Here is a 22,900-nt window from a genome sequence, read left to right as displayed (position 1 = left end):
TCGACGGAAATCGCTCGACAGCGCGCCCGTCGGCCGCTATGTTTGCGTCAACATCTCTCGATGTTGACGTAAACATCTCCGACAGAAACGGACAACGGTGTCTTCCTCGAATGCGCGCGCCCGCGCCGCCGCGAGCCTCACGGCCGCGGCAGTCGTCGCCGGCGCTCTCCAGTTCGCACCGCTCGCCGCAGCAGCGGCGGAACCCGACGTGGTGCTCACGCCCAACCCGGCCGTCACCGGCCCGGCCTTCGACGGATGGGGCACGAGCCTCGTCTGGATGGCCAACGCCACCGGCGCCTACCCCGCCGACCTCCGCGATGAACTCATCGAGACGGTCTTCGGCGACGACGGCCTCAACCTCAACATCGCCAGGTACAACATCGGCGGCGGCAACGCCTCCGACGTGACCGACTACCTCCGCGCCGGCGGCGCGGTGCCGGGCTGGTGGAACCCCGACGCCCCCCTGAGCGACGCCGACGGCGCGATCACGTCCTCGTACGCCGACCGCGACCGGATGCTCGCCGCATGGACGGGCGATGAGGCATCCGACTACGACTTCACCGCGGATGCCGCGCAGCTGGCCTGGGTCGATGCGATCAAGGACCGCGTGACCAAGTGGGAGGCGTTCAGCAACTCGCCGCCGTACTTCATGACCGAGTCCGGGTACGTCTCGGGCGGCTTCGACGCGAACGCCGAGCAGATCAAGCCCGAGGCGTTCGGGAAGTTCGCAACGTACCTCAAGACCGTCGCGCAGCACGTCGAAGACGCGCACGGCATCTCGTTCGACACGATCGACCCGCTGAACGAGCCCAACACCAACTACTGGGGCACCACGCTGGACGGCTCGGGGACCCCGGTCGGCGGCCGTCAGGAGGGGGCGCATGTCGGCCCGGCGCTCCAGGCCGACCTGCTGACGACCCTCGCCGCCGAACTCGCGGAGTCCGACACGACGACGGATGCCGCGGTCTCCGGCCCCGACGAGACCAACCCGGGCAAGTTCGTCGCCGACTGGGACGGCTGGACGCCGGAGGCGAAGGCCGTCGTCGAGCAGCTCAACGTGCACACCTACGGCACCGGCGACCGGCTCCGCGCCCGAGACATCGCCAAGTCCGCCGGCAAGCCGCTCTGGATGAGCGAGGTCGAGGGCAACTGGGGCGGCAACGGGTGGAACCCCTCGTCGATCGAGAACGGCCTCGGCATCGCCCAGCACATCACCGCCGACCTGCGCGAACTCGACCCGTCGGCCTGGGTGCTCTGGCAGCCCGTCGAGGACCTCTTCAACATGGAGCGCCAGGAGAAGCTGAACTGGGGATCGGTCTTCATCGACTTCGACTGCAACGCCGACGGCGACTCCGAGCGCCGGATCGCGGCGGGCGACGCCGACCCGTCGTGCCGCGTCGCGACGAACACGAAGTTCGACACGCTCCGCAACTTCACGCACTACATCGAGCCGGGCGACCGCATCGTCCCCACGAACGACGCGCAGACCACGAGCGCCGTGAAGCAGGACGGCTCCGGTGCCGTGCTCGTGCACACCAACGCGTCGGGCGATGAGCGCACGGTGCGCATCGACCTCTCCGGCTTCGGCGACCTCGCCCCCGGTGCGACCGTGACCCCGATCGTCACGACCCAGTCGCCGGCGGATGCCCCGTCGAGCGCCGCGCTCGTCGAGGGCGCGCCCGTCGCGGTCGATGCGGGGACGAAGTCGGCCGAGCTCACCGTTCCGGCGAAGTCGGTGACGACCTTCGTCGTCTCGGGAGCATCCGGCGTCGCCGACGCCGCACCCGCGGTCGGCGACGGCGACGAGTTCCGCCTCGTCGGCGTGCAGAGCGGCAAGCCGCTCGCCGCGACGAACGGGTCGCCCGCCACCGTGCTCGGCGGCAGCGCCGACCCCGACGCCGACGCGACCCAGGTTTGGACCGCGACCCGCCTGAGCGACGGCGACGGCACCGCCCGCGACCGCTTCGCGCTGCGCCTGGCCGACGGCCGCACGCTCGCGGCCGACGCGAACGGCACGACGCTGCGTCAGCTCACCGACGACGAGGCCAGGGCGGATGCCTCCGCCCAGTGGATCGCGAACAGCACCGACGGTCGCACGTTCACGCTGCTGAACGCCGCGCGCGAACGCGTGCTCGACGTGGCCGGGCAGTCGACCTCGGCCGGGGCAACCGTCGGCCTGTGGACGTCGAACGGCGGCGGCAACCAGGCCTTCACGCTCTTGCCGGCGAACGAGGGCGGCGACGCAGCGTTCCCCGAGGCGACCCTCGACGACCTGATCGAGCACGACTTCACGCTCTACTTCGCGAACTCCGGCGCCGTCACGACCGACGCCGTCGACACGACCGACCGGATGGGCCTCTACCAGACCCGCTCCGACCAGGCGTTCGGCACCGAAGCGGCGACCGGCGCGAGCTGGGGGTACGTCTCCAGCCCGACGTCGAACCCGGTCCGCGGCAGTTCGAGCGAGTCGGTGAACCGCACCGACACCCTGCTCGTCGACGAGGAGCCGAGCGGTGCGAACCTCTCCAACCGGGAGGTGGCCTACGCGTTCGACCTGCCCGACGGCGAGTACGAGCTCACCTACGGCATCGACCTCCCGCCGAACTGGGCCGCTCGCACCGTCGAGCTGCGCGCCGAGGGCGGCACGCTCGAGACGGTCACGCCCGGAGAGGCGCTGCTCGAACGCACGTACCCGGTCACCGTGGCCGACGGCCGGCTGGACGTCTCGGTGCACAGCCCGGCCGGGCGCACGAACGGGTACCTCGACCCGGCCGTGAGCTACGTGGTCGTGCGGGCTTCGGTCGACTGGACCACCGAGGTGCTCGAAGCCAAGCTCGCGGTGTCCGAGGCATCCGACGGCGTCGAGTACTCGCCCGGCAGCCTGCGTGCGCTCGAGGACGCCCGCGAGGCGGCGCAGCGGCTCGTCGACGACGCGTCGACCGACGCGGCGGCGATCCGCGAGGCGTACGACCGGCTGACCGACGCGTTCGACCTGCTCGCCGAGGCGCTGCCGCCGTACACGAGCTTCCATCCCGGCCAGGAGTGGCTCGACACCGACGGCGAGGTGATCCAGGCCCACGGCGGCCAGGTCGTTCCCTCGACCGACGACGAGGGCCGCACGATCTACTACCTGTACGGCGAGGACCGCACCAACGGCTACCACTCGGCACCGGGCGTGCACGTGTACAGCTCGTACGACCTCTACAACTGGACCGACCGCGGCGTCGCGCTGCGCGCGCTGTCGTCCGAGGAGCAGTTCGACGAGGACCCGTACTTCCAGGAGCTCTACGGCGACTACACCCAGGAGCAGCGCGACGCGGTCTACCGCGACCTCGGTACCGTGCCCGTCGCGGGCGTCACGCCGCCGATCATCGAACGGCCGAAGGTGATCCACAACGAGCGCACCGGCAAGTGGGTCATGTGGGCGCACATGGACGGACCGTCGGCCACGTCGACGGCCCAGTACGCCAAGGCGACCGCCGGCGTCGCGGTCGCGGACTCGCCCTTCGGGCCGTTCCGCTACATCGACAGCTACCGGCTGCACTACGCCCCCGACGACGCGATGCCGCCGAACCACGCCCCGAACAACCGGGGCATGGCCCGCGACATGAACCTCTTCGTGGACGACGACGGGACCGGGTACATCATCTACTCGAGCGAGGAGAACGCGACGATGTTCATCTCCAAGCTGAACGACGAGTACACCGACCTGGCGACGCCCGCCGACGAGGCCGTGCTCGGCGTCGACTACAACCGCATCACCGTGAACGAGCACCGCGAGTCGCCGGCGATCTTCAAGCACGACGAGCGGTACTTCCTCATCACCTCGGGCACGACCGGCTGGTCGCCGAATCCGTCGCGATGGGGCACCGCGACCGACCTGATGGGCACCTGGACGAACATGGGCGACCCGTTCCCGTCGTGGGCGTCGTCGAACTCGTGGAACTCGCAGCCGTCGTCGGTGATCCCGGTCGACCGCGAGCAGGGGAAGTACATCTACATGGGCGACCGCTGGAACGGCGGCGGCGACCTGAAGAACGCGCAGATGGTGTGGCTCCCGCTGAACATGGGCGAGGGCGGCGACACGCTCTCGGTCGAGGTGCACGACGAGTGGACCCTCGATCAGCTCGACCAGTGGGCCGTCTGGGACGTCGCGGGCGTTCCCGCGAGCGTGCCGATGGGCGGTGCGTTCGACGTGCCCGTCGTCACGGTCACCCAGAGCGGCGCCGACACGCAGCAGCGCGTCGAGTGGACGTTCGACGGATCGTTCGACACGGCCGGCGTCGTCACCGCGACGGGTACGCTTCCCGACTTCGGCGGACGCACCTTCACCCGCGAGATCGCGGTCGTGCCCGACCACGTGCAGTACGCGGTCAACGCCGGCGGGAAGCGCACCGCCGACTGGGAGGCGCTCGTCGCCGCGGCATCCGACCAGGCGCCGCTGCGCAACAGCCGCCCCGACCAGGCGTACGGCGTCGACGCGGGCACGCAGGCCGCCTGGGGTTACGTCGGCTCGCAGAGCGCAGTCGCCGGCGGTGAGGACGGCACGATGTTCTCGACGCTCCGCTACGCGACCGAGGGTGCCGACCTGACGTACCGGTTCGACGGGCTCGCGCCCGGCGGCTACACCGTGTACGCGGGATACGCCGACCCGTGGGCGCAGTGGGACGACCGCGGCGCCGAGGTCACCGTGAACGGCGTGGTCGTCGAGGCCGACCACGACTTCGACGCGGCGAACCAGACCGCGGCGTACGGCGATGTCGTCGTCGGCGAGGACGGCCGGATCGAGTTCACCCTGCGGCCGACCCGTGGCCCCGACGTGCAACTGAGCTGGCTCGTCATCGCCGCCGACGAGGCGCCGGTGCCCGACACCGCCGGTCCCGAGCTCGCGCTCGCGACGGCACCCGGCGCGCCCGACGGGTCGGCGGGCTGGTACCGCACCCCGGTCGCGATCGACGCGACGGCGACGGATGCCTCCGGCGTCGCCGCCATCGAGTACCGCGTGGACGGCGGCTCCTGGCAGCCGTACGCCGCGGGCACCCTCGTCGGCACCGCGAAGCGGGGCGTGGAGGTGCGCGCCACCGACGTGCTCGGCAACGTGTCGACGGGTTCGCTCGCGCTCAAGGTCGACTCGACCCCCGCGAGGAGCGGCGCCGGAAAGCTCGACCTGCTCGGGCTCGTGCGCATCGTCGGCGTCGCCGCGACGGATGCCGGCGGCTCGGGCGTCTCCCGGATCGAGACCAGGGTGGACGGAGGCGCCTGGCGGAGCACGACCGGTGCCGCCGCCGTGGTCGTCGTCGGCCCGGGCAAGCACACGGTCGAGCATCGCGCGATCGACGCCGCGGGCAACGTCGAGACGCCGCGGAAGGTGTCCATCGGGCGCTGATCTGGGCGTCGCGCTTCGCGCGTCGCGCGTCGCGCGTCGCGCGGACGCAGATGGCCGCTCCGGAGCATCCGGAGCGGCCATTCGCGTCGTCGCAAAGGGGTGGAATCGGGCGCCACAGCGAGGGAGTCGCGCTGGAGCGCGGTTCTGTGCGGTTCAGCGCCGGTTCAGCGCGCGGATGCCACACTGACGTCATGCGAGTGCTGGTGGTCGACGACGAGGTGCGCCTCGCCGACGGTGTCCGGCGCGGACTCGAAGCCGAGGGCTTCGCGGTGGATGTGGCATCCGACGGCGTCGACGGGCTGTGGTTCGCGCGCGAACACGACTACGACGCGATCATCCTCGACGTGATGATGCCGGGCATGAGCGGGTACTCGGTCTGCCGGACGCTGCGCGCCGAGGGCGACTGGACGCCGATCCTCATGCTGACCGCCAAGGACGGCGAATGGGACGAGGTCGAAGGGCTCGACACCGGTGCCGACGACTACCTCGTGAAGCCGTTCCGGTTCGCCGTGCTCGTGGCGCGCCTGCGCGCCCTCATCCGGCGCGGTGCCAGGGAACGGCCCACGGTGCTCGAGGTCGGCGACCTGCGCCTCGACCCCGCGAGCCGGCGCGTCGACCGCGGTGGCCGTGCGATCGAACTGACCGCGCGCGAGTTCGCCGTGCTGCAGTTCCTCATGCGCCACGCCGGCGCCGTCGTCTCGAAGCGCGAGGTGCTCTCCGGCGTCTGGGACCACGCGTTCGAGGGCGATCCGAACATCGTCGAGGTCTACATCGGCCGACTCCGCGACAAGGTCGACCGGCCGTTCGGGCGCTCGTCGATCACCACCCTCCGAGGTGCCGGATACCGGCTGGGACCCGATGACTGACGCGCCGACCGAAGCCGACCGGCGGCGCTCGCATCGGGGTCGATCGCTCCGGCTGCGCGTCACGGCCGCGGCGACCGCGGTCGTGCTCGTGATCCTGACCGTCGGAGCCGTGCTGTTCGTCGTCGCGCTCGATGCCCAGCTCGTGGACGCCGAGGCCGCCGTCGCGCGAGAACAGGCCGAATCGCTCGCCGACCGCCTCGACGACGGCGACGCGCAGGTCGGCGCGACTCTCGCCGCCGACGACGATCTCGTGGCCCAGGTGCAGCGAGGCGATGACGTCGTCGCGCAGACCGAGGAGGCGTCGGAGCTCGGGGTGCTCCCGGATGACGACGGCGCACGGGTCGTGCTCGACGACGAACCGCACGTGGTGGCCGTCGAGGAGTTCGACGACGGTCGCGTCGTCGTCGCCCGGTCGCTCGACGGCGTGCAGGAGGCGACCGCAGCGGTCACCTGGCTGCTCGCGGTCGCGGTTCCGCTGGTCACGGCGCTCATCGCCGTCGTAGTCGCCGCGGTGGTCGGCCGAGCGCTGCGCCCGGTCGAACGGATGCGGCGCGAGGTCGCCTCGATCCGGCCCGACGACCTCGCCGCGCGGGTCGCCCCACCGGCGGGAGCGGCCGAGCTCGGTGCCCTCGCCGACACGATGAACGCCCTGTTGGATCGGGTCGACGGGGCCCTGCGCGAACAACGGAGATTCGTCGGTGACGCATCGCACGAGCTCCGCTCGCCGATCGCGAGCCTGCGCCAGCACGCCGAGCTCGCCAGGGACTATCCCGGAGCGACCGACCTCGCCCACCTCGCCGAGGTGGTCGACGCCGAATCCGGCCGCCTCGCCGACCTCGTCGACGCGCTGCTCGTCCTGGCGCGGTCGGGTGAGCGCACGGCGCTGCGGCTCGAATCGCTCGACCTGGCGGACCTGGTCGTCGAGGAGGCCGACCGGCTTCGCGCGCTCGGAGGACCACGGGTCGAGGTGAGCGCCGAACCCGCGCGCATTCGCGGCGACGCCGACCTGTTGCGCCGAGCGCTGCGGAACCTCGGCGACAACGCGCGACGCCACGCATCGACGGCGGTCACGCTCGAAGTGACGGCCGGTTCGGGCGAGGCGGTGCTCCACGTCGACGACGACGGCGATGGCATCGCCGAGGCAGACCGCGAGCGGGTGTTCGGCCGATTCGTACGGCTCGACGAGGCGAGATCGCGCGACGCCGGCGGTGCCGGGCTGGGACTGGCGATCGTGGCCGAGGCGGCTGCGCACCACGGCGGCGCCGTGTCGGTCGGCACCGCACCCGGCGGCGGCGCACGGTTCGAGCTGCGTCTGCCGCTCGCCTGAACCGTCGTTCAGGTTCGTTCAGGGTGGCGTCAGCGCCCGATCGCGACACTCGTTCCATGAACGAGACGAACACCACCCCACAGGACGACCGGAACCACCGGGACGACGAGATCGTCCATGAGAACGCCTCGGATGCCCCGACCGCGGAGCCGACCGAGGATGATGCCGCCGCGACGGCGGAGGTCGCGACGGCGCCCACGGTTCCCGTGCAACCGGCCGCGACTGCGCCGGCACCGCAGGTCGCGACGGCGCCGCAGACGGTACCCGCGGAGCAGACCGTGACGGCGCCTGCACCGCGATCGCGGCGTCGCCGGGTGTGGACCGTTACCGGCATCATCGTGGGCGCGGTGGCGCTCGTCGGCCTCACGGCCGGTGCCGCCGCGGTCGCATTCGATGAGTTCGACCTCGGCGATGACGACGACCGGTCGGCGACCACGCAGGTGAACGACGACGACCGCGATGACGCTGCCGCGGACGGAGTCGCTGCCGACGGCGACGTCGATGCGATCGCATCGGCTGCCGAGTTCTCGGACGCCCTCGCGGCCGCGGTCCCCGCAGCAGGTGGCGTCGGCGCATCCTCGATCGAGGCGGAGGCCGGCGGGTTCTCGGTCGACGTGCTGCTCGGCGACGGGACCGAGGTCGACGTGTTCGTCGATGCCGGCGGGTCCACGCGGGTCGGTGCGCCCGACGCCGAGGACTCGGACGAGCGGATCCTCGACGCGGCCGACCTCGAGGCCGCGATCGACGCTGCCGTCGCCGAGGCGGGCGGCGAGGCGCACGCGGTCTCCGCGGAGGACGACGGCGGGTTCGACGTCGACCTGGTCGTCGACGGCGCCGAGCGCGAGGTCCGGCTCGACGCCGGTCGCCAGGTGGTCGCGGTCGAGACCGACTGACGGTCGAGCCCGATCGGCCCTGAACCGCGCGCGGCGGCCGAGGATCGGCCGCAAACTGGCCTCGGACGGGTCGCGCGGAACCCCTACCCGCGCAGGGCCAGCACGAACGGCAGCACGCCGGTCGCGCCGGCCCTGCGGAGCTCGCGCGCCGCGACGGTGAGGGTCCAGCGGCTGTCGGCGAGGTCGTCGACGAGGAGCACCGGGCCGGCGGGCAGGTCGAGGCCCGATGCGTCGAGTCGGCCCCAGAGCCCGGCGAGCCGGAATGCACTGTTTCCGCCCGGACCGCCCGAGGGGCCGCCGTCGACCGCCTCGAGCGCGCCGAGGTAGGGGAGTCGGCCGACTTCGGCGATTCCGCGCGCCAGCGAGTCGACGAGCAGCGGCCGCGAGCGCGACGGCATCGCGACGACGGCGACGGGCCGCTCGGACCACCCCCATTCGGCGAGCACCCGCACGCAGGCCGCCAGTACCTGCGGCGGCACGGGCTGGTCGGCGGCTCCTGCCGCGAAGAGGTCTCGCAGGGCGCCGCCCCAGCCGAGGTCGGTGAGCCGGGCGAGTGCCCGGCCCTCGTCGGCACGCTCGTCGGGCGCGATGCGGCCCTTCACGGGAACCCCGAGCCGATCGGCGCCGGTCGGCCACTGCGCGCGCGGCTCGACCGGCACGCCGACCCGATCGAGGGCGCCCCGTGCCGCTTCGGCCGCCTCGGCGGCGAGTCCCGACGGGTACCAGGCACCCGCGCACGAGTCGCAGCGGCCGCAGGGCACCGCGGTGTCGTCGTCGAGCGAGCGCTGCAGGAACGCCATCTTGCATTCGCGGGTCTGCTCGTACTCGACCATGTGCTCCTGCTCGGCGATACGTTCGGCCGCGATGCGCCGGTAGCGCTCGGCGTCGTAGGTCCACGGCTCGCCCGTCGCGACCCAGCCGCCCTGCACCCGCCGTACCGCCCCGTCGACGTCGAGCACCTTCAACAGGAGCTCGAGCGGCGTGCGGCGGATGTCGACCTGCGCCTCGAGGGCCGGTGTCGACGTCGGCCGATCGGTGTCGAGGGCCGCGAGCACGCGCCCGGCCCGGTCCTCGTCGGGCATCGACGCGGTCGCGAAGTAGTGCCAGATCTGCGGGTCCTCGGCGCCGGGCAGCAACAGCACGTCGGCGTTGTCGGTGGCGCGGCCGGCACGGCCGACCTGCTGGTAGTACGCGACGGGCGACGACGGCGCGCCGAGGTGCAGCACGAAGCCGAGGTCGGGCTTGTCGAACCCCATGCCGAGCGCGCTCGTCGCGACGAGCGCCTTCACCTCGTTGCGCTTCAGCATGCCCTCGGACTCGGCGCGCTCATCGGCGTCGGTCTGCCCGGTGTACGCGCGCACGTCGTGCCCGCGCTCGCGGAGCACGCGGGCGGTGTCGACCGCGGCCGCGACGGTCAGCGTGTAGATGATGCCCGAGCCGGGCAGGTCGTCGAGGTGGCTGATGAGCCAGGCGAGCCGGCTCGTGGCGTCGGGCAGGCGCAGCACCCCGAGCCGCAGCGACGAGCGCGCGAGCGGCCCCCGGATCGTCAGGACATCGGATGCCCCGCCGCCGAGCTGCTCGACGACGTCGGCGACGACGCGGCTGTTGGCTGTCGCGGTCGTCGCGAGCACCGGGACCTCGGCCGGCAGTTCGGCGATGAGGTCTCGCAACCGGCGGTAGTCGGGCCGGAAGTCGTGCCCCCAGTCGCTGATGCAGTGCGCCTCGTCGACCACGAGGAGGCCGAGCCGGCGGACGAGCGTCGGCAGTTGCTGCTCGCGGAACGACGGGTTGTTGAGCCGCTCGGGCGAGACGAGCAGCACGTCGACGTCGTCGGCGTCGAGGCGGGCGAGCACGTCCTGCCACTCGTGCGCGTTGGTCGAGTTGATCGAGACGGCCCGCACACCCGCACGCTCGGCCGCCGCGACCTGGTCGCGCATGAGCGCCAGCAGCGGCGAGACGAGCACGGTCGGGCCGGCGCCGCGACGGCGCAGCAGCAGGGTCGCGACGAAGTACACGGCCGACTTGCCCCACCCCGTGCGTTGCACCACGAGCGCGCGACGATGGCCTTCGACGAGGGCTTCGATCGCCTCGTACTGCCCGTCGTGGAACTGCGCGTCGTCGCGGCCGACGAGTTCGCGCAGGGCTGAGAGCGCGTCGGTTCGGGTGTCGGCGTCCGCTTCGCTCATCCGTCCAGCATCGCGGATGCCGCCGACAGCCGCAGACGCCACCGCCGTCGGCCGCCGACCGGACCATCCTTGACCGACGGCGCCCACGGCGGCCACGCTGGACGCATGTCCGAATCGAAGAAGCCGGCCGCACGCGGCGCCGCGTTCTGGATCTGCTACGCCGTCGTGGCGATCGCCGCGCTGACGGGCGTGGCGCACACGGCGGGCGCGATCGCCGCGCAGGGCCTGGGTGAGGAGGACGCGCTGTTCGGGATCGCCCGCAGCATCGCCATCCTGGTGCTCGCGTTGATCGCGCCGCTGTTCCGCTCGGACGACGCGCTGCTGGGCGCCGCGGTCGTGCTCACGATCGTGCTGGCGATCGACGCGTTCGTGGGGGCGATGAACGGGCTGCTGTGGCTCACGGTGTGGTCGGCGGTGCTGTGCCTCGGCACGGTGATCGCCGCGACCTTCCTCGCGCGGAGCGACCGGATCCGCGGGCGCGGCTGACCGATCGCCGGGGCATCCGCTCGCTCCCGCCGTTCATCGCACCGCCGTTCATCGCACCGCGGCATCCGTTCGTCGCACGATGCGCCGCTTCGGCGTGCACCGGGGTTGCGGCGACCGGGGGGTCCTGCGGTACGCTCACATTTCCTGACCGATTGTTCGGTCAGGAACTCGGATCGACAGTCCCACGATCCCCTTCCCCTTCGAAACACCAAGAACAACGGAGTTCGCATGTCGACTGCTGTCAACCAACCGACCCAGAGCGGGCGCATGCCGTCCGAGGAACGGCGGGTGCTCGCCGGGACCCTCGTCGGCACGTCGATCGAGTGGTACGACTTCTTCATCTACGCCCAGGCCGCCGGCCTCGTGCTGGCTCCGCTGTTCCTCGCACCGCTCGCCGAGTCCAACCCCGGGCTCGCGCAGGTGCTGTCGTTCGCGACCATCGGGATCTCGTTCCTGTTCCGCCCGCTGGGCGCCGTCGTCGCCGGCTACCTCGGCGACAAGATGGGCCGCAAGAAGATGCTGGTCTTCACGCTCGTCATGATGGGCCTGTCGACCGCGCTGATCGGCGTCCTGCCGACCTACGCCGCGATCGGCATCGCCGCCCCGATCCTGCTGATCCTGCTGCGCATCCTCCAGGGCTTCTCGGCGGGCGGCGAGTGGGGCGGCGCGGCCCTCATGGCCGTCGAGCACGCTCCCGACGGTCGCCGTGGCTTCTTCGGCGCGTTCCCGCAGATCGGCGTGCCGATCGGCATGATCCTCGCCACCTCGACGCTCTGGATCCTGACCTCGTCGAAGTCGCCCGAGGCGTTCATGGAGTGGGGCTGGCGCATTCCGTTCCTGCTCTCGATCCTGCTGATCGTGGTCGGCTACCTCATCCGCCGTGCGGTCGAGGAGAGCCCGGTGTTCGAGGAGCTCGTGCGTCGCCGCAAGGAGTCCTCGGCCCCGCTCGGCCAGCTGTTCCGCCACAACACGAAGAACGTCATCCTCACCGCCGTCATCTTCATCGCGAACAACGCGGCCGGATACCTCCTCATCGCCTACTTCTCGACGTACGCCGTGACCGTGCTCGGCCTCGACCGCCCGACCGTGCTGCTCGCGACGACGCTCGCGTCGTTCGGCTGGCTGGTCTTCACCCTGTTCGGCGGACGCATCTCCGACCGCTGGGGTCGCATCCGCACGTTCCAGATCGGCTACGTGTTCCTCGCCCTGTGGGCCGTGCCGATGTGGTTCCTCATCGACACCGGCAACATCTTCTGGTACTTCACGGCGCTGTTCGTGATGACCTTCGGCCTGGGCCTGTCGTACGGCCCGCAGGCGGCGCTCTACGCCGAGATGTTCCCGGCGAACGTGCGCTACTCGGGTGTCTCGATCGGCTACGCGCTCGGCGCGATCCTCGGTGGCGCGTTCGCCCCGATGATCGCCGAGGCGCTGTTCAGCTCGACCGGCCAGTCGTGGACGATCGGCGTCTACATCGCGATCGCGTCGGTGATCTCGCTCATCGGCGTCTCGCTGGTCAAGGAGACCAAGGGCAGGAATCTGCTCGACTGATTCGCACGTCGTTCCGATCGGATGCCCCGGGCCCGCGCGCCCGGGGCATCCGTCGTGTGCAGGCAAGTCGCACCTGGGCGACGGGCTGCATTCAGGAGATCGGAGGCTGGTCAGGACCGATCTGCGGATTCCGTCCTGAACAGCCTCCGATCTCCTGAAACCGGCACGTGCGGGACCGGCGGGCGCACGCCTCGGGTGGCGGGCGGCGCGCGCGGCATGCCATAATTACTTTCCGAACGCTCGGTCAGTAAAGACGAGCCGGACGAGTCCCAACGACAACGCAGTCAGGAGCAGCCCACATGCCCGAGGCCTATCTCGTCGGTGGCGTGCGAACGCCCGTCGGCCGCTACGGCGGCGCGCTCGCGGGCGTCAGGCCCGACGACCTCGCCGCACTCGTCGTCGGCGAGCTCGTGCGCCGCGCCGGCCTCGACGTCGCCGGCGAACTCGGCGCCATCGACGAGGTCATCCTCGGCGCCGCCAACCAGGCCGGCGAGGACAACCGCAACGTCGGTCGGATGTCGGTGCTGCTGGCCGGGCTTCCCGACGAGGTTCCCGGCATCACGGTGAACCGCCTCTGCGCATCGGGCATGTCGGCGATCACGATGGCAGCCCAGGCGATCCGTGCCGGCGATGCCGACCTCATCGTCGCCGGCGGCGTCGAATCGATGACCCGCGCGCCCTGGGTGCAGCAGAAGCCCGACCGCGCCTGGGCCAAGCCCGGCGCCGAATACGACACGTCGATCGGCTGGCGGTTCCCGAATCCCAAGCTCGTCGCCCGCGACAAGGCGACGTTCTCGATGCCCGAGACGGCCGAGGAGGTCGCCCGCGTCGACGGCATCACCCGCGAGGAGGCCGACGCGTTCGCCCTGCGCTCGCAGCAGCGGGCCGCGGCCGCCATCGCCGCGGGGCGCTTCGAGGCCGAGATCGTGGGCGTGCCGACCCACCGCGGCGAGGTGCTCGTCGACGAGGGTCCGCGACCCGAGACCACGCTCGAGGCGCTCGCCGGCCTCCGCCCGGTCGTGCCCGGCGGATCCGTCGTGACCGCCGGCAACTCCAGCTCGCTCAACGACGGGGCGTCGGCGATCCTCGTCGCGAGCGGCGCCGCGGTCGAACGGTACGGGCTCGTACCCCGCGCCCGCGTCGTCGTCGGCTCGAGCGCCGGCCTCGCGCCCGAGATCATGGGCCTCGGCCCGGTGCCGGCGACCGAGAAGGCGCTCGAGCGCTCGGGCCTCGACCTCGACGAGATCGGATCGGTCGAACTCAACGAGGCGTTCGCGACGCAGTCGATCGCGTCGATGCGCCGCCTCGGGCTCGACGAGTCGCGGGTCAACGCCGACGGCGGCGCGATCGCGCTGGGGCATCCGCTCGGTTCCTCGGGGGCGCGCCTCGTCGTGACGCTGCTCGGCCGCATGGAACGCGAACGGTCGCGGTACGGCCTCGCGACCATGTGCGTCGGCGTCGGGCAGGGCTCCGCGCTCATCGTGGAGCGCGTCTCGTGAGCGACGCGGCCGCGCACATCGAGGCACCCGAACCGCTCCGCGTCGAACGTCGCGACGATCGCGTCGTCGCCACCCTCGACCGGCCCGACCGGCGCAACGCGATCGACCAGGCCACGATCGACGCACTGCACGAGCTCTGCGCCGAGCTCGAGGCCGAGCCGCGCATCCTGATCCTGACCGGCGCCGACGGAGTCTTCGCTTCGGGCGCCGACATCGCGCAGTTGCGCGACCGTCGCGCCGAGGACGCGCTGCGCGGCATCAACGCGAACGCGTTCATCCGCATCGCCGAGCTGCCGATGCCCGTCATCGCGGCCCTCGACGGGTACGCGCTGGGCGGCGGCGCCGAACTCGCGTACGCGGCCGACATCCGCATCGGCACGCCGTCGCTCAAGATGGGCAACCCCGAGACCGGACTCGGCATCCTTGCCGCGGCCGGCGCGAGCTGGCGGCTCAAGGAGATCGTCGGCGACGCCCGCGCGGCCGAGCTGCTGCTCACCGGGCGCACGATCGACGCCGACGAGGCGCTCGCGATCGGGCTCGTGTCGTCGCTGCACGACGCCGACGACCTGCTGCCCGCCGCGCACGCGATCGCCGACCGCATCGCGCGCAACGATCCGGCGGCGACCATGGCGACCAAGCGCGTCTTCCGCCTGCCGCGGGCCGCGCACCCCGACGCCGACCTCGCCGAGCAGGCCGAGCTCTTCGAGAGCCCGGAGAAGGAGCGACGCATGACCGAGTTCCTCGAACGGAGGAAGCGATGAGCGGGTCTCGCGGCACCGACGGCGCACCCGCCGACGTCGGCGTGCTCGGCGGCGGGCGCATGGGCGCCGGCATCGCGCACGCCTTCCTGCTCGCCGGCTCCCGCGTCACCGTTGTCGAGCGCGACGCCGACGCCGCGGCCGCCGCGTCGGCCCGCGTGCTCGAGTCGGTCGCGGCATCCGTCGCCCGCGGCACCGCCGACGAGGATGCCGCCGCCTACGGCGCCCGCTTCGCGACGAGCACCGACCTCGGCGACTTCGCCCGATGCGGCCTCGTCGTCGAGGCCGTGCCCGAGGACCTGTCGCTGAAGATCGCCGCGCTCACCCGCGTCGAGGCGGTCATCGCGCCCGGCGCCGCCCTCGCGTCGAACACGTCGTCGATCTCGATCGACGAGCTCGCGGCGCTGCTCGAGCGGCCGGGCCGGTTCCTCGGCATGCACTACTTCAACCCCGTGCCCGCGTCCACGCTCGTCGAGATCGTGCGCGGCGCCGGCACCGAGGCATCCCTCGTCGTCGACGCCCGCGACTGGGTGCGAGCGATCGGCAAGACGCCGATCGTGGTGAAGGACGCGCCCGGCTTCGCGTCGTCGCGCCTGGGCGTCGCGCTCGGGCTGGAGGCGATCCGCATGCTCGAGGAGGGCGTCGCGAGCGCCGAGGACATCGACGCGGCGATGACGCTCGGGTACAAGCATCCGGTCGGTCCGCTGAAGCTGACCGACCTCGTCGGGCTCGACGTGCGCCTCGGCATCGCCGAGTACCTGTCGTCGACCCTCGGCGAACGATTCGAACCGCCCGCCCTGATGCGCCGCATGGTCGCCGAGGGCAACCTCGGCCGCAAGACCGGGCAGGGCTTCTACACGTGGGACCAGCCGTGAGCGGGTCTCGATACGCTCCTTCGTCGCTACTCGACCACCGAGAGGACCACCTGATGACCGAGATCCTGCCCAGCTACGTCCGGGGCGCCTGGTGGGCGCCGGATGCCTCGGATGCCACGGCGTCCGCGACCGAGGTGCGCGACGCGTCGACCGGTGAGGTGGTCGCGCGCGTGTCGACCGAGGGCCTCGACCTCGGCGCCGTGCTGGAGTACGCGCGCACCACCGGCCAGGCCTCGCTCGGCGAGCTGACGTTCCACCAGCGCGCGGTGCTGCTCAAGCAGATGGCGCTCGCGCTCACCGAGCGCAAGGCCGAGCTGTACGAGCTGTCGAGCCGGACCGGTGCGACGAAGCAGGACTCCTGGGTCGACATCGACGGCGGCATCGGCGTGCTCTTCACCTACTCGGGCAAGGGCCGCCGCGAGCTGCCCAACGCCAAGGTGCACGTCGACGGGCCCGTCGAGCAGTTGTCGAAGGACGGTTCATTCCTCGGGCGGCATATCCACACCCGCCTGCCCGGCGTGGCCGTGCAGATCAACGCGTTCAACTTCCCGGTGTGGGGGTCGCTCGAGAAGTTCGCGCCCGCCTTCCTCGCCGGCATGCCCACGGTCGTGAAGCCCGCGACGCCGACCGGGTACCTCGCCGAGGCGTTCGTGCGGATCCTCGTCGAGTCCGGACTCCTGCCCGACGGCTCGCTGCAGCTCGTCTCCGGCAGCGTGCCCGACCTGTTCGACCACCTGCGCCTCGGCGACCTCGTCGCGTTCACCGGCTCGGCGTCGACCGCCGAACGCCTCCGCGCGCACGACGCCGTGCAGACCGGCGGCGTGCGGTTCACGAGCGAGACCGACTCGATCAACGCGAGCGTGCTCGGCGCCGACGCCGTCGCAGGCACGCCCGAGTTCGACGCCTACGTCAAGCAGCTCGTCGTCGAGATGACCACCAAGGCGGGCCAGAAGTGCACGGCGATCCGCCGTGCGATCGTGCCCGAGGCATCCGTCGACGCGGTGATCGACGCGGTGCGCGCCCGCATCGCCGAACGCGTCGTCGTCGGTGACCCACGCGCCGAGGGCGTCACGATGGGCCCGCTCGCCTCGATCGCGCAGCGCGACGAGGTGCTGCGTCAGGTGCGGCGGCTCCAGGAGTCCGGCGGCGAACTCGTCATCGGGTCGACGGATGCCCCGGCCGTGAGCCTGGCCGACGGCACGACCGGAGAGGCATCCGACGGCGCCTTCGTCGCGCCGATGCTGCTGCGGTTCGCCGATGCGCAGGCCGACGCGCTGCACGAGGTCGAGGCCTTCGGCCCGGTCGCCTCGATCGTGGGCTACGGCACGACGGCGGAGGCATCCGCTCTCGTCGCCCGCGGCGGCGGCTCGCTCGTGACCAGTGTCGCGACGCACGACCCGCAGGTCGCCGTGGAGCTCGCCTCCGGCATCGCCGCGTACAACGGGCGCGTGCTGTTCCTCGACCGTGACGACGCGCGCTCGTCGACCGGACACGGATCGCCGCTGCCGAACCTCGTGCACGGCGGCCCCGGCCGCGCCGGCGGCGGCGAGGAGCTCGGCGGCATCCGCGCGGTGCTGCACCACATGCAGCGCACCGCCGTGCAGGGCTCGCCCGAGATGCTCACCGCCCTCACCGGGGTGTGGCACGCCGGCGCGACGGCACGGCCCGAGGGGGAGCATCCGTTCCGCAAGTCGCTCACCGAACTGCGCCTCGGCGACCAGGTCATCTCGGCGTCGCGCACCGTCACGCTCGACGACATCGAGACGTTCGCGAACTTCACCGGCGACACGTTCTACGCCCACATGGACGAGGAGGCCGCGGCCGCCAACCCGTTCTTCCCGGGCCGCGTCGCGCACGGCTACCTGCTCGTGTCGTGGGCCGCCGGCCTGTTCGTGGATGCCGCCCCCGGGCCCGTGCTCGCGAACTACGGCCTCGAGAACCTGCGGTTCATCACCCCCGTGTCGCCGGGCGACTCGATCCGCGTCGAGCTCACGGCGAAGCAGATCTCGCCGCGCGAGACCGACGAGTACGGCGAGGTGCGCTGGGATGCAGTGCTGAAGAACCAGGACGACGAACTCGTCGCGACCTACGACGTGCTCACGCTGGTGGCGAAGGAGCGGGAGCCGGCCGCCGTCGGGGTCTGAGGGGCCTGGTGCTCGCGGCGCGGCTTGCTCCCGCCGCGGCCGGCTCGTGCGTGCGACCGGCGCCGAAATTCAGGAGATCTGAGGGTTCGACCGCCGTAGGGCGGCCATCGATGCACATCTCCTGAGGATTCCAGCGGGCCGACGGCGCGATGACTGAGGCGGCGGGGCGATGCCTTAGGCCGCGCCGCGGCGGCGCGCACCCGGCGAGGCGAGAATACGGCGACCACCCGATGTCCGGGGGGTACCTCAGAGACGAGTCTGGGATGACCAACACATCTCAGGAGTGGTCATGTACATCTCGGAGTTCGCCTTCCCGCACCTCGTCGCCGACCGCGACGCCCGGATGGCCGAGGAGCTCGAGCAGCGCCGGGTGATCCTCGAACGCCTCGAAGCGGATGCCTCGGGCGCCGAGGCCGCCGCCCGCCACCACTGGTGGAGCTTCGGGTCGCGTGGCCACGGGGGATCGCACGTCGCCCGGCCCGCGTGAGCCGGCCCGACCGCGCCGGCCGGCCTGAGCCGGCCCGCCCGCGCCGGCCGGGCGGTCCAGCCGACCCGGCACGGTCGTCGGCGGTTCCTGACAGACTCGGCGTATGAGCGCCCAGATCGGCACCCCCGGCGGCACGCCCGAGCGGCCCGCGGTCTTCTTCTCGGGGCCCGAGGAGTTCCGCGCATGGCTGGAGGCCAACCACGAGACGGCGACCGAGCTCTGGATGGGCCTCTACAAGAAGCACGTCGACGACCGGCCCCTGACCTGGGAGCAGGCGGTGCCCGAGGCCCTCTGCTTCGGCTGGATCGACTCCGTCGCCCAGCGCATCGACGACGACGCCGTCCGTCAGCGGTGGACGCCGCGCAAGGCCTCGAGCATCTGGTCGGCCATCAACGTCGCGCACATCGAGCGACTCACGGCCGAGGGCCGGATGCTTCCGGCCGGCATCGCCGCGTACGAACGCCGTCGCGACGACCGCACCGGCGTGTACTCGCACGAGAGCGCCGCGAAGGAGTTCCCGCCCGAGTTCGCCGCGCTGCTGGCGGCGAACCCCGCCGCGACGGCGTTCTGGCAGTCCGCCACGGCGACCTATCGGCGCCAGGTGACGCACTGGGTGCTCACCGCCAAGCAGGAGGCGACCCGGCAGCGCCGGATGCAGCAGCTGATCGACCAGAGCGCCGCCGGGGCACTCGTGAGCTTCCAGACCTACGGCGAGGTGCCGAAATGGGTCGAGCGCGCCGCCGCCGCGGCGCGGGGGGCCGGCGGGGACCCGTCGGCGTGAATCGGCGTCGACCACGTCGGCCCGACGTGACAACCCTCGACCTCGTCGGGGGTGCGGAGCCGCTTCGGGTCGGGCTGCACGAGCACGACGACCGGTGGGCGCAGCGGTACCGGGACGAACGCGACCGGATCCGGGGTGCGCTGACCGGGATGGATGCCGTGATCGAGCACATCGGCTCGACGGCGGTGCCCGGTCTCGCGGCCAAGCCGATTGTCGACCTCGTCGTGGTGGTCGACGACATCACCGCAGAGGAGGACTACCTCGACCCGCTGCTCGCGGCCGGGTACGAGCTCCGGGTCCGCGAGCCGGGGCACCGAATGGTGCGCACGCCGGCCCGCGACGTGCATGTGCACCTCCTCGAGCGCGGCGACCCCGCGATCGACGATTACCTGCTCCTGCGCGACCACCTGCGCCGCGACGCAGCGGACCGCGGGCTCTACGAGCGCACCAAACGCGACCTGATCGCGAGGCCCTGGAACGACATGAACGACTACGCCGACGCGAAGTCGGGCGTCATCCGCGAGATCGAGGAACGCGCTCGGGAGGCGGCGATGGCGGCGAGGGCCGCGGCGGGGTCCGGGGGCTGATCCGAGCGCGCCGATCCCGCACGGGAGACCGGCCGGATCTCGGATCGCGGGGTCAGCCCGGCCGCGGATCGACCGCATCCCGGTGGTATCGGGAGACCCACAGCCCGGGAACCGGCTCGGCGTCGCCGTCATGCGCGAAGCCCAGTCGCTCGTAGAGTGCGCGGGCCGGAGCGTTCTCGCGACCGGTCGACACGATCGTTCGCGGCGCGCTCGACATGACCCGGGTCACGAGTGCGGTGCCGAGGCCCATTCGGTGGTACGCAGGGTCGATCATGAGCCGGTCGAGGTCGACGGTGTCCGCCTCGATCGTGTAGCCCACCGCGCCGGCGATCGCTTCGCCGTCGAAGGTCGCGACCCACTCCAGCTGTGCGTCGGTCAGGTCGCGCTCGCTCTCGTGGAGCGGCGGGATGCGGTCGTCGCCGATCAGTCGGGCTTCGACGGCGTACGCCGCGCGCTGGAGCGCGAGCAGCTGCTCCGCACGTCGGCGGACTTCATCGGCGTCGAGCGTGCGGGTGAGCAGCATTCCGTCTCTCGTCGGAGCGTCAGCGCCCGGCATCGCCGGCCGTCTCGGCGCCGACGCCGTCTGCGCCCACCACGTCTGCGCCGACCACGTCTGCGCCGACCCCCTCTGCCGCCCAGGCGATCGCGGCATCGCGCCGCTCGAGCGGGAAGACCTTGAACGCGCCGGGCACGAGCCCGCCGAAGACCGTCGCGATGCCGGCCAGCACGTCGTGGTCCGTGACGAACGCCGCCCGCTTCCACGCCGACAGCGGTCGGCCGAGCAGCTTCGCGTCCTCGATCATGCCGCCGAACGACAGGTGGTCGAACGCCTCGTCCATGACCACGACGAGGTGGAGGCCGCGCCCGTCCGCGATGGTTTCGTCGATCGCCGGATCGAAGACGTCGCGATAGTCGGATGCCTCGAGGGTGCCGACGATCCGGAATCCGAGGACGCCGTCGGGCAGGTCGCGCAGCGGTTCGATCATGGTTCCCCCTCCATCGGCGGGCTCCGCCCGCTCCGTCGCCGCGGCCGTCCCGCGGGATCAGCCGAGCAGTTCCTCGACGCGGTTCGAGGTCGGCATGCGCAGCCCGTCGAGAGCCACGGCGACCACGTCGTCGGCGAGTCCGTCGGCGTCCTCGCGCCCGCCGGGGCGGTACCACTCGACGATCGAGTTGATCATGCCGAACGCCAGGCGCGAGACGACCCTCGCGTCGATGTCGCTGCGCAGCGACCCCTCGCGCTGGGCCTCCTCGACGAGCGAGGTCACGCGCTTGTCGAACGCGCGGCGGCGTTCGAGCGCCCGGCGTTCGACGTCGGTGTTGCCGCGCACGCGCAGCAGCAGCGTGACGCTCGGCAGGTGCTCGACCAGCACGTGTACCGCGCCGCGGAGCACCCGGTCGAGCCGGTCGGCGGCGCGGCCGCCGGAGGCATCCGTCTCGTCGACGACGCGTTCGAGGCCGCTGAGCGCGGTGTCGAGCGCCCGGTCGAGCATCTCGTCCTTCGACGCGAAGTGGTGGTAGATCGCCGACTTCGACAGGCCGAGCCGCTCGGCGAGCACGCCCATGCTCGTCGCGTCGTAGCCGTACTGGTTGAAGGCGGCGACGGCGACGTCGAGGATCCCCTGCTGGTCGTAGCCGGGGCGCCCCCTGCGCATCGAGGTGCTGGAACCGTTCTCGGACATCGTGCTCATCCTCCCATCACGGGCCCGTCGAAGGTGATCCGGCGCGGATGCCTCACCGCAGGTCGTAAACCCGCTTGTACTTGCCCTCGCTGCGCGGCAGCGTGCCGGGCTCCTCGACCTGCACCTCGACCGACGAGCCGATGAGCACCTTGATCTTCTTCGCGAGCACGACGCCTGCGGCCTCGCAGGTCTCGCGGGGCAGGTCGGGATGGCGTTCGATGCGCACCTTCATGGCATCCATCCGGCCCTGCTTCGTCAACTCGAGGATGAAGTGCGGCGTGAGGTGCTCGATGCCGAGCACGATCTCCTCGATCTGCGTGGGGAACAGGTTCACGCCGCGGAGGATGATCATGTCGTCGTTGCGGCCGGTGATCTTCTCGATGCGGCGCATGCCGGGGCGCGCGGTGCCCGGCAGCAGTCGCGTGAGGTCGCGTGTGCGGTACCGGATGACCGGGAACGCCTCCTTCGTGAGCGACGTGAAGACGAGCTCGCCGCGTTCGCCGTCGGGCAGCACGGCGCCGGTGTCGCCGTCGATCACCTCGGGCAGGAAGTGGTCTTCCCAGATGTGCGGGCCGTCCTTCGTCTCGACGCACTCGTTGCCGACGCCCGGGCCCATGACCTCGCTGAGCCCGTAGATGTCGAGCGCGTCGATGCCGAGCCGCTGCTCGAGTTCGTGGCGCATCTCGTTGGTCCACGGCTCGGCGCCGAGCACGGCGAACTTGAGCGACGTGGAGCGCGGGTCGATCCCCTGTTCGACCATGGCGTCGGCGATCGTGAGCAGGTAGCTCGGGGTAGAGAGGATCACGTCGGGCTCGAAGTCCATGATGAGCTGCACCTGGCGGGCGGTCTGGCCGCCCGACATCGGGATGACGGTGGCGCCGAGCGCCTCGATGCCGGCGTGGGCGCCGAGTCCGCCGGTGAAGAGGCCGTAGCCGTAGGCGTTGTGCACCTTCATGCCGGGTCGCACCCCGCTGGCGCGCAGCGACCGTGCGACGAGCTGCGCCCATCGCTCGAGGTCGCCCTTCGTGTAGCCGACGACGGTCGGGCGCCCGGTCGTGCCGCTGGAGGCGTGGATGCGCGCGACCTCGGCCATCGGCACGGCGAACATGCCGAACGGGTAGGTCTGGCGCAGGTCCTCCTTGGTCGTGAACGGCAGCTTCGAGACATCCGACAGCGAACGGATGTCGTCGGGGTGCACGCCGGCCTCGTCGAACTTGCGCGTGTACAGCGGCACGTTCGCGTAGGCGTGGCGCACGGTCTGCTGCAGGCGTTCGAGCTGGAGCGCCTCGATCTCGGCGCGCGTCATGCGCTCCTCGCGATCGAGCGTCGCAGGGTCCGGCGCCGCGCCGCCGTTCACGGCGGCAGCAGGGGCGGCCACGATGGCGGATGCCTCGG

General features: G+C 71.9%; 18 protein-coding genes. 13 read left to right on the top strand and 5 right to left on the bottom strand.

From position 1 onward, the window contains the following. The first annotated feature begins 97 nt into the window (after positions 1 to 97). The 4 genes from ELQ40_RS16000 to ELQ40_RS15985 all read left to right on the top strand — a co-directional run bounded on the left by ELQ40_RS16000 (position 98) and on the right by ELQ40_RS15985 (position 8,472). Entirely contained in the window at positions 98 to 5,386 is a 5,289-nt protein-coding gene (locus ELQ40_RS16000) for a glycoside hydrolase (protein WP_127794578.1), read from the top strand. 191 nt (positions 5,387 to 5,577) lie between these two features. After that, positions 5,578 to 6,252: a response regulator transcription factor gene (locus ELQ40_RS15995; protein WP_127794577.1), complete on the top strand. Its 675-nt coding sequence runs from the start codon at positions 5,578 to 5,580 to the stop codon at positions 6,250 to 6,252. Next, a complete protein-coding gene (locus ELQ40_RS15990; RefSeq protein WP_127794576.1) occupies positions 6,245 to 7,579 on the top strand; it encodes a cell wall metabolism sensor histidine kinase WalK in 1,335 nt (444 codons plus the stop codon). Before ELQ40_RS15995 ends, ELQ40_RS15990 begins: the two co-directional genes overlap by 8 nt. 56 nt (positions 7,580 to 7,635) lie before the next feature. Next, the gene (locus ELQ40_RS15985) at positions 7,636 to 8,472 is read left to right on the top strand and encodes a hypothetical protein (protein ID WP_164863667.1); all 837 of its coding nucleotides are present in this window, start codon (positions 7,636 to 7,638) and stop codon (positions 8,470 to 8,472) included. 83 nt (positions 8,473 to 8,555) lie between these two features. Here ELQ40_RS15985 and ELQ40_RS15980 read toward each other — a convergent pair whose 3' ends face one another. Next, entirely contained in the window at positions 8,556 to 10,658 is a 2,103-nt protein-coding gene (locus ELQ40_RS15980) for an ATP-dependent DNA helicase RecQ (protein WP_127794574.1), read from the bottom strand. A 105-nt stretch (positions 10,659 to 10,763) separates the two neighbouring features. Between ELQ40_RS15980 and ELQ40_RS15975 the strand changes: the two genes are divergently transcribed. The 9 genes from ELQ40_RS15975 (at position 10,764) to ELQ40_RS15935 (ending at position 19,823) form a co-directional block, all read left to right on the top strand. After that, positions 10,764 to 11,144: a hypothetical protein gene (locus ELQ40_RS15975; protein WP_127794573.1), complete on the top strand. Its 381-nt coding sequence runs from the start codon at positions 10,764 to 10,766 to the stop codon at positions 11,142 to 11,144. 228 nt (positions 11,145 to 11,372) lie between these two features. Further along, positions 11,373 to 12,692: an MFS transporter gene (locus ELQ40_RS15970; RefSeq protein ID WP_127794572.1), complete on the top strand. Its 1,320-nt coding sequence runs from the start codon at positions 11,373 to 11,375 to the stop codon at positions 12,690 to 12,692. Between the two features lie 299 nt (positions 12,693 to 12,991). Next, positions 12,992 to 14,191 (top strand): acetyl-CoA C-acyltransferase, encoded by a 1,200-nt coding sequence (locus ELQ40_RS15965; protein ID WP_127794571.1) that lies wholly within the window; start codon positions 12,992 to 12,994, stop codon positions 14,189 to 14,191. Next, positions 14,188 to 14,952 carry an enoyl-CoA hydratase/isomerase family protein gene (locus ELQ40_RS15960; protein ID WP_240665832.1) on the top strand — a complete coding sequence of 255 codons (765 nt, stop codon included), beginning with the start codon at positions 14,188 to 14,190 and terminating at the stop codon, positions 14,950 to 14,952. Before ELQ40_RS15965 ends, ELQ40_RS15960 begins: the two co-directional genes overlap by 4 nt. Next, positions 14,949 to 15,824: a 3-hydroxyacyl-CoA dehydrogenase family protein gene (locus tag ELQ40_RS15955; protein ID WP_127794570.1), complete on the top strand. Its 876-nt coding sequence runs from the start codon at positions 14,949 to 14,951 to the stop codon at positions 15,822 to 15,824. The genes ELQ40_RS15960 and ELQ40_RS15955 overlap by 4 nt, the downstream gene beginning before the upstream one ends. Positions 15,825 to 15,877: 53 nt before the next feature. Continuing rightward, positions 15,878 to 17,968, top strand: a complete 2,091-nt coding sequence (paaZ, locus tag ELQ40_RS15950) for a phenylacetic acid degradation bifunctional protein PaaZ (RefSeq protein ID WP_127794569.1) — start codon at positions 15,878 to 15,880, stop codon at positions 17,966 to 17,968. 289 nt (positions 17,969 to 18,257) lie between these two features. Beyond that, positions 18,258 to 18,455 carry a hypothetical protein gene (locus tag ELQ40_RS15945; protein WP_127794568.1) on the top strand — a complete coding sequence of 66 codons (198 nt, stop codon included), beginning with the start codon at positions 18,258 to 18,260 and terminating at the stop codon, positions 18,453 to 18,455. 103 nt (positions 18,456 to 18,558) lie between these two features. Next, a complete protein-coding gene (locus ELQ40_RS15940) occupies positions 18,559 to 19,236 on the top strand; it encodes a YdeI family protein (protein ID WP_127794567.1) in 678 nt (225 codons plus the stop codon). Between the two features lie 26 nt (positions 19,237 to 19,262). Beyond that, positions 19,263 to 19,823, top strand: a complete 561-nt coding sequence (locus ELQ40_RS15935) for a GrpB family protein (RefSeq protein WP_370296445.1) — start codon at positions 19,263 to 19,265, stop codon at positions 19,821 to 19,823. Positions 19,824 to 19,875: 52 nt separating this feature from the next. On the opposite strand, the gene ELQ40_RS15930 is transcribed toward ELQ40_RS15935, so the two are convergent. Genes ELQ40_RS15930 through paaK form a run of 4 tightly spaced genes read right to left on the bottom strand, consistent with a single transcriptional unit; the run spans position 19,876 to position 22,811 of the window. Beyond that, complete coding sequence (locus tag ELQ40_RS15930; RefSeq protein WP_164863665.1) at positions 19,876 to 20,346, bottom strand: GNAT family N-acetyltransferase; 471 nt, start codon at positions 20,344 to 20,346, stop codon at positions 19,876 to 19,878. Between the two features lie 19 nt (positions 20,347 to 20,365). After that, the gene (locus ELQ40_RS15925; protein ID WP_127794564.1) at positions 20,366 to 20,809 is read right to left on the bottom strand and encodes an STAS/SEC14 domain-containing protein; all 444 of its coding nucleotides are present in this window, start codon (positions 20,807 to 20,809) and stop codon (positions 20,366 to 20,368) included. 57 nt (positions 20,810 to 20,866) lie between these two features. After that, on the bottom strand, positions 20,867 to 21,505 hold the full coding sequence (locus tag ELQ40_RS15920) for a TetR/AcrR family transcriptional regulator (protein ID WP_127794563.1): 639 nt from the start codon (positions 21,503 to 21,505) through the stop codon (positions 20,867 to 20,869). 52 nt (positions 21,506 to 21,557) lie between these two features. Next, positions 21,558 to 22,811 carry a phenylacetate--CoA ligase PaaK gene (gene paaK / locus ELQ40_RS15915; protein WP_127795358.1) on the bottom strand — a complete coding sequence of 418 codons (1,254 nt, stop codon included), beginning with the start codon at positions 22,809 to 22,811 and terminating at the stop codon, positions 21,558 to 21,560. Between the last annotated feature and the right edge of the window lie 89 nt (positions 22,812 to 22,900).

Origin of the sequence: Agromyces sp. LHK192 (assembly GCF_004006235.1) — a bacterium.
Taxonomy (GTDB): Bacteria; Actinomycetota; Actinomycetes; order Actinomycetales; family Microbacteriaceae; genus Agromyces.
This window is presented reverse-complemented; position numbering and strand designations above follow the sequence as displayed.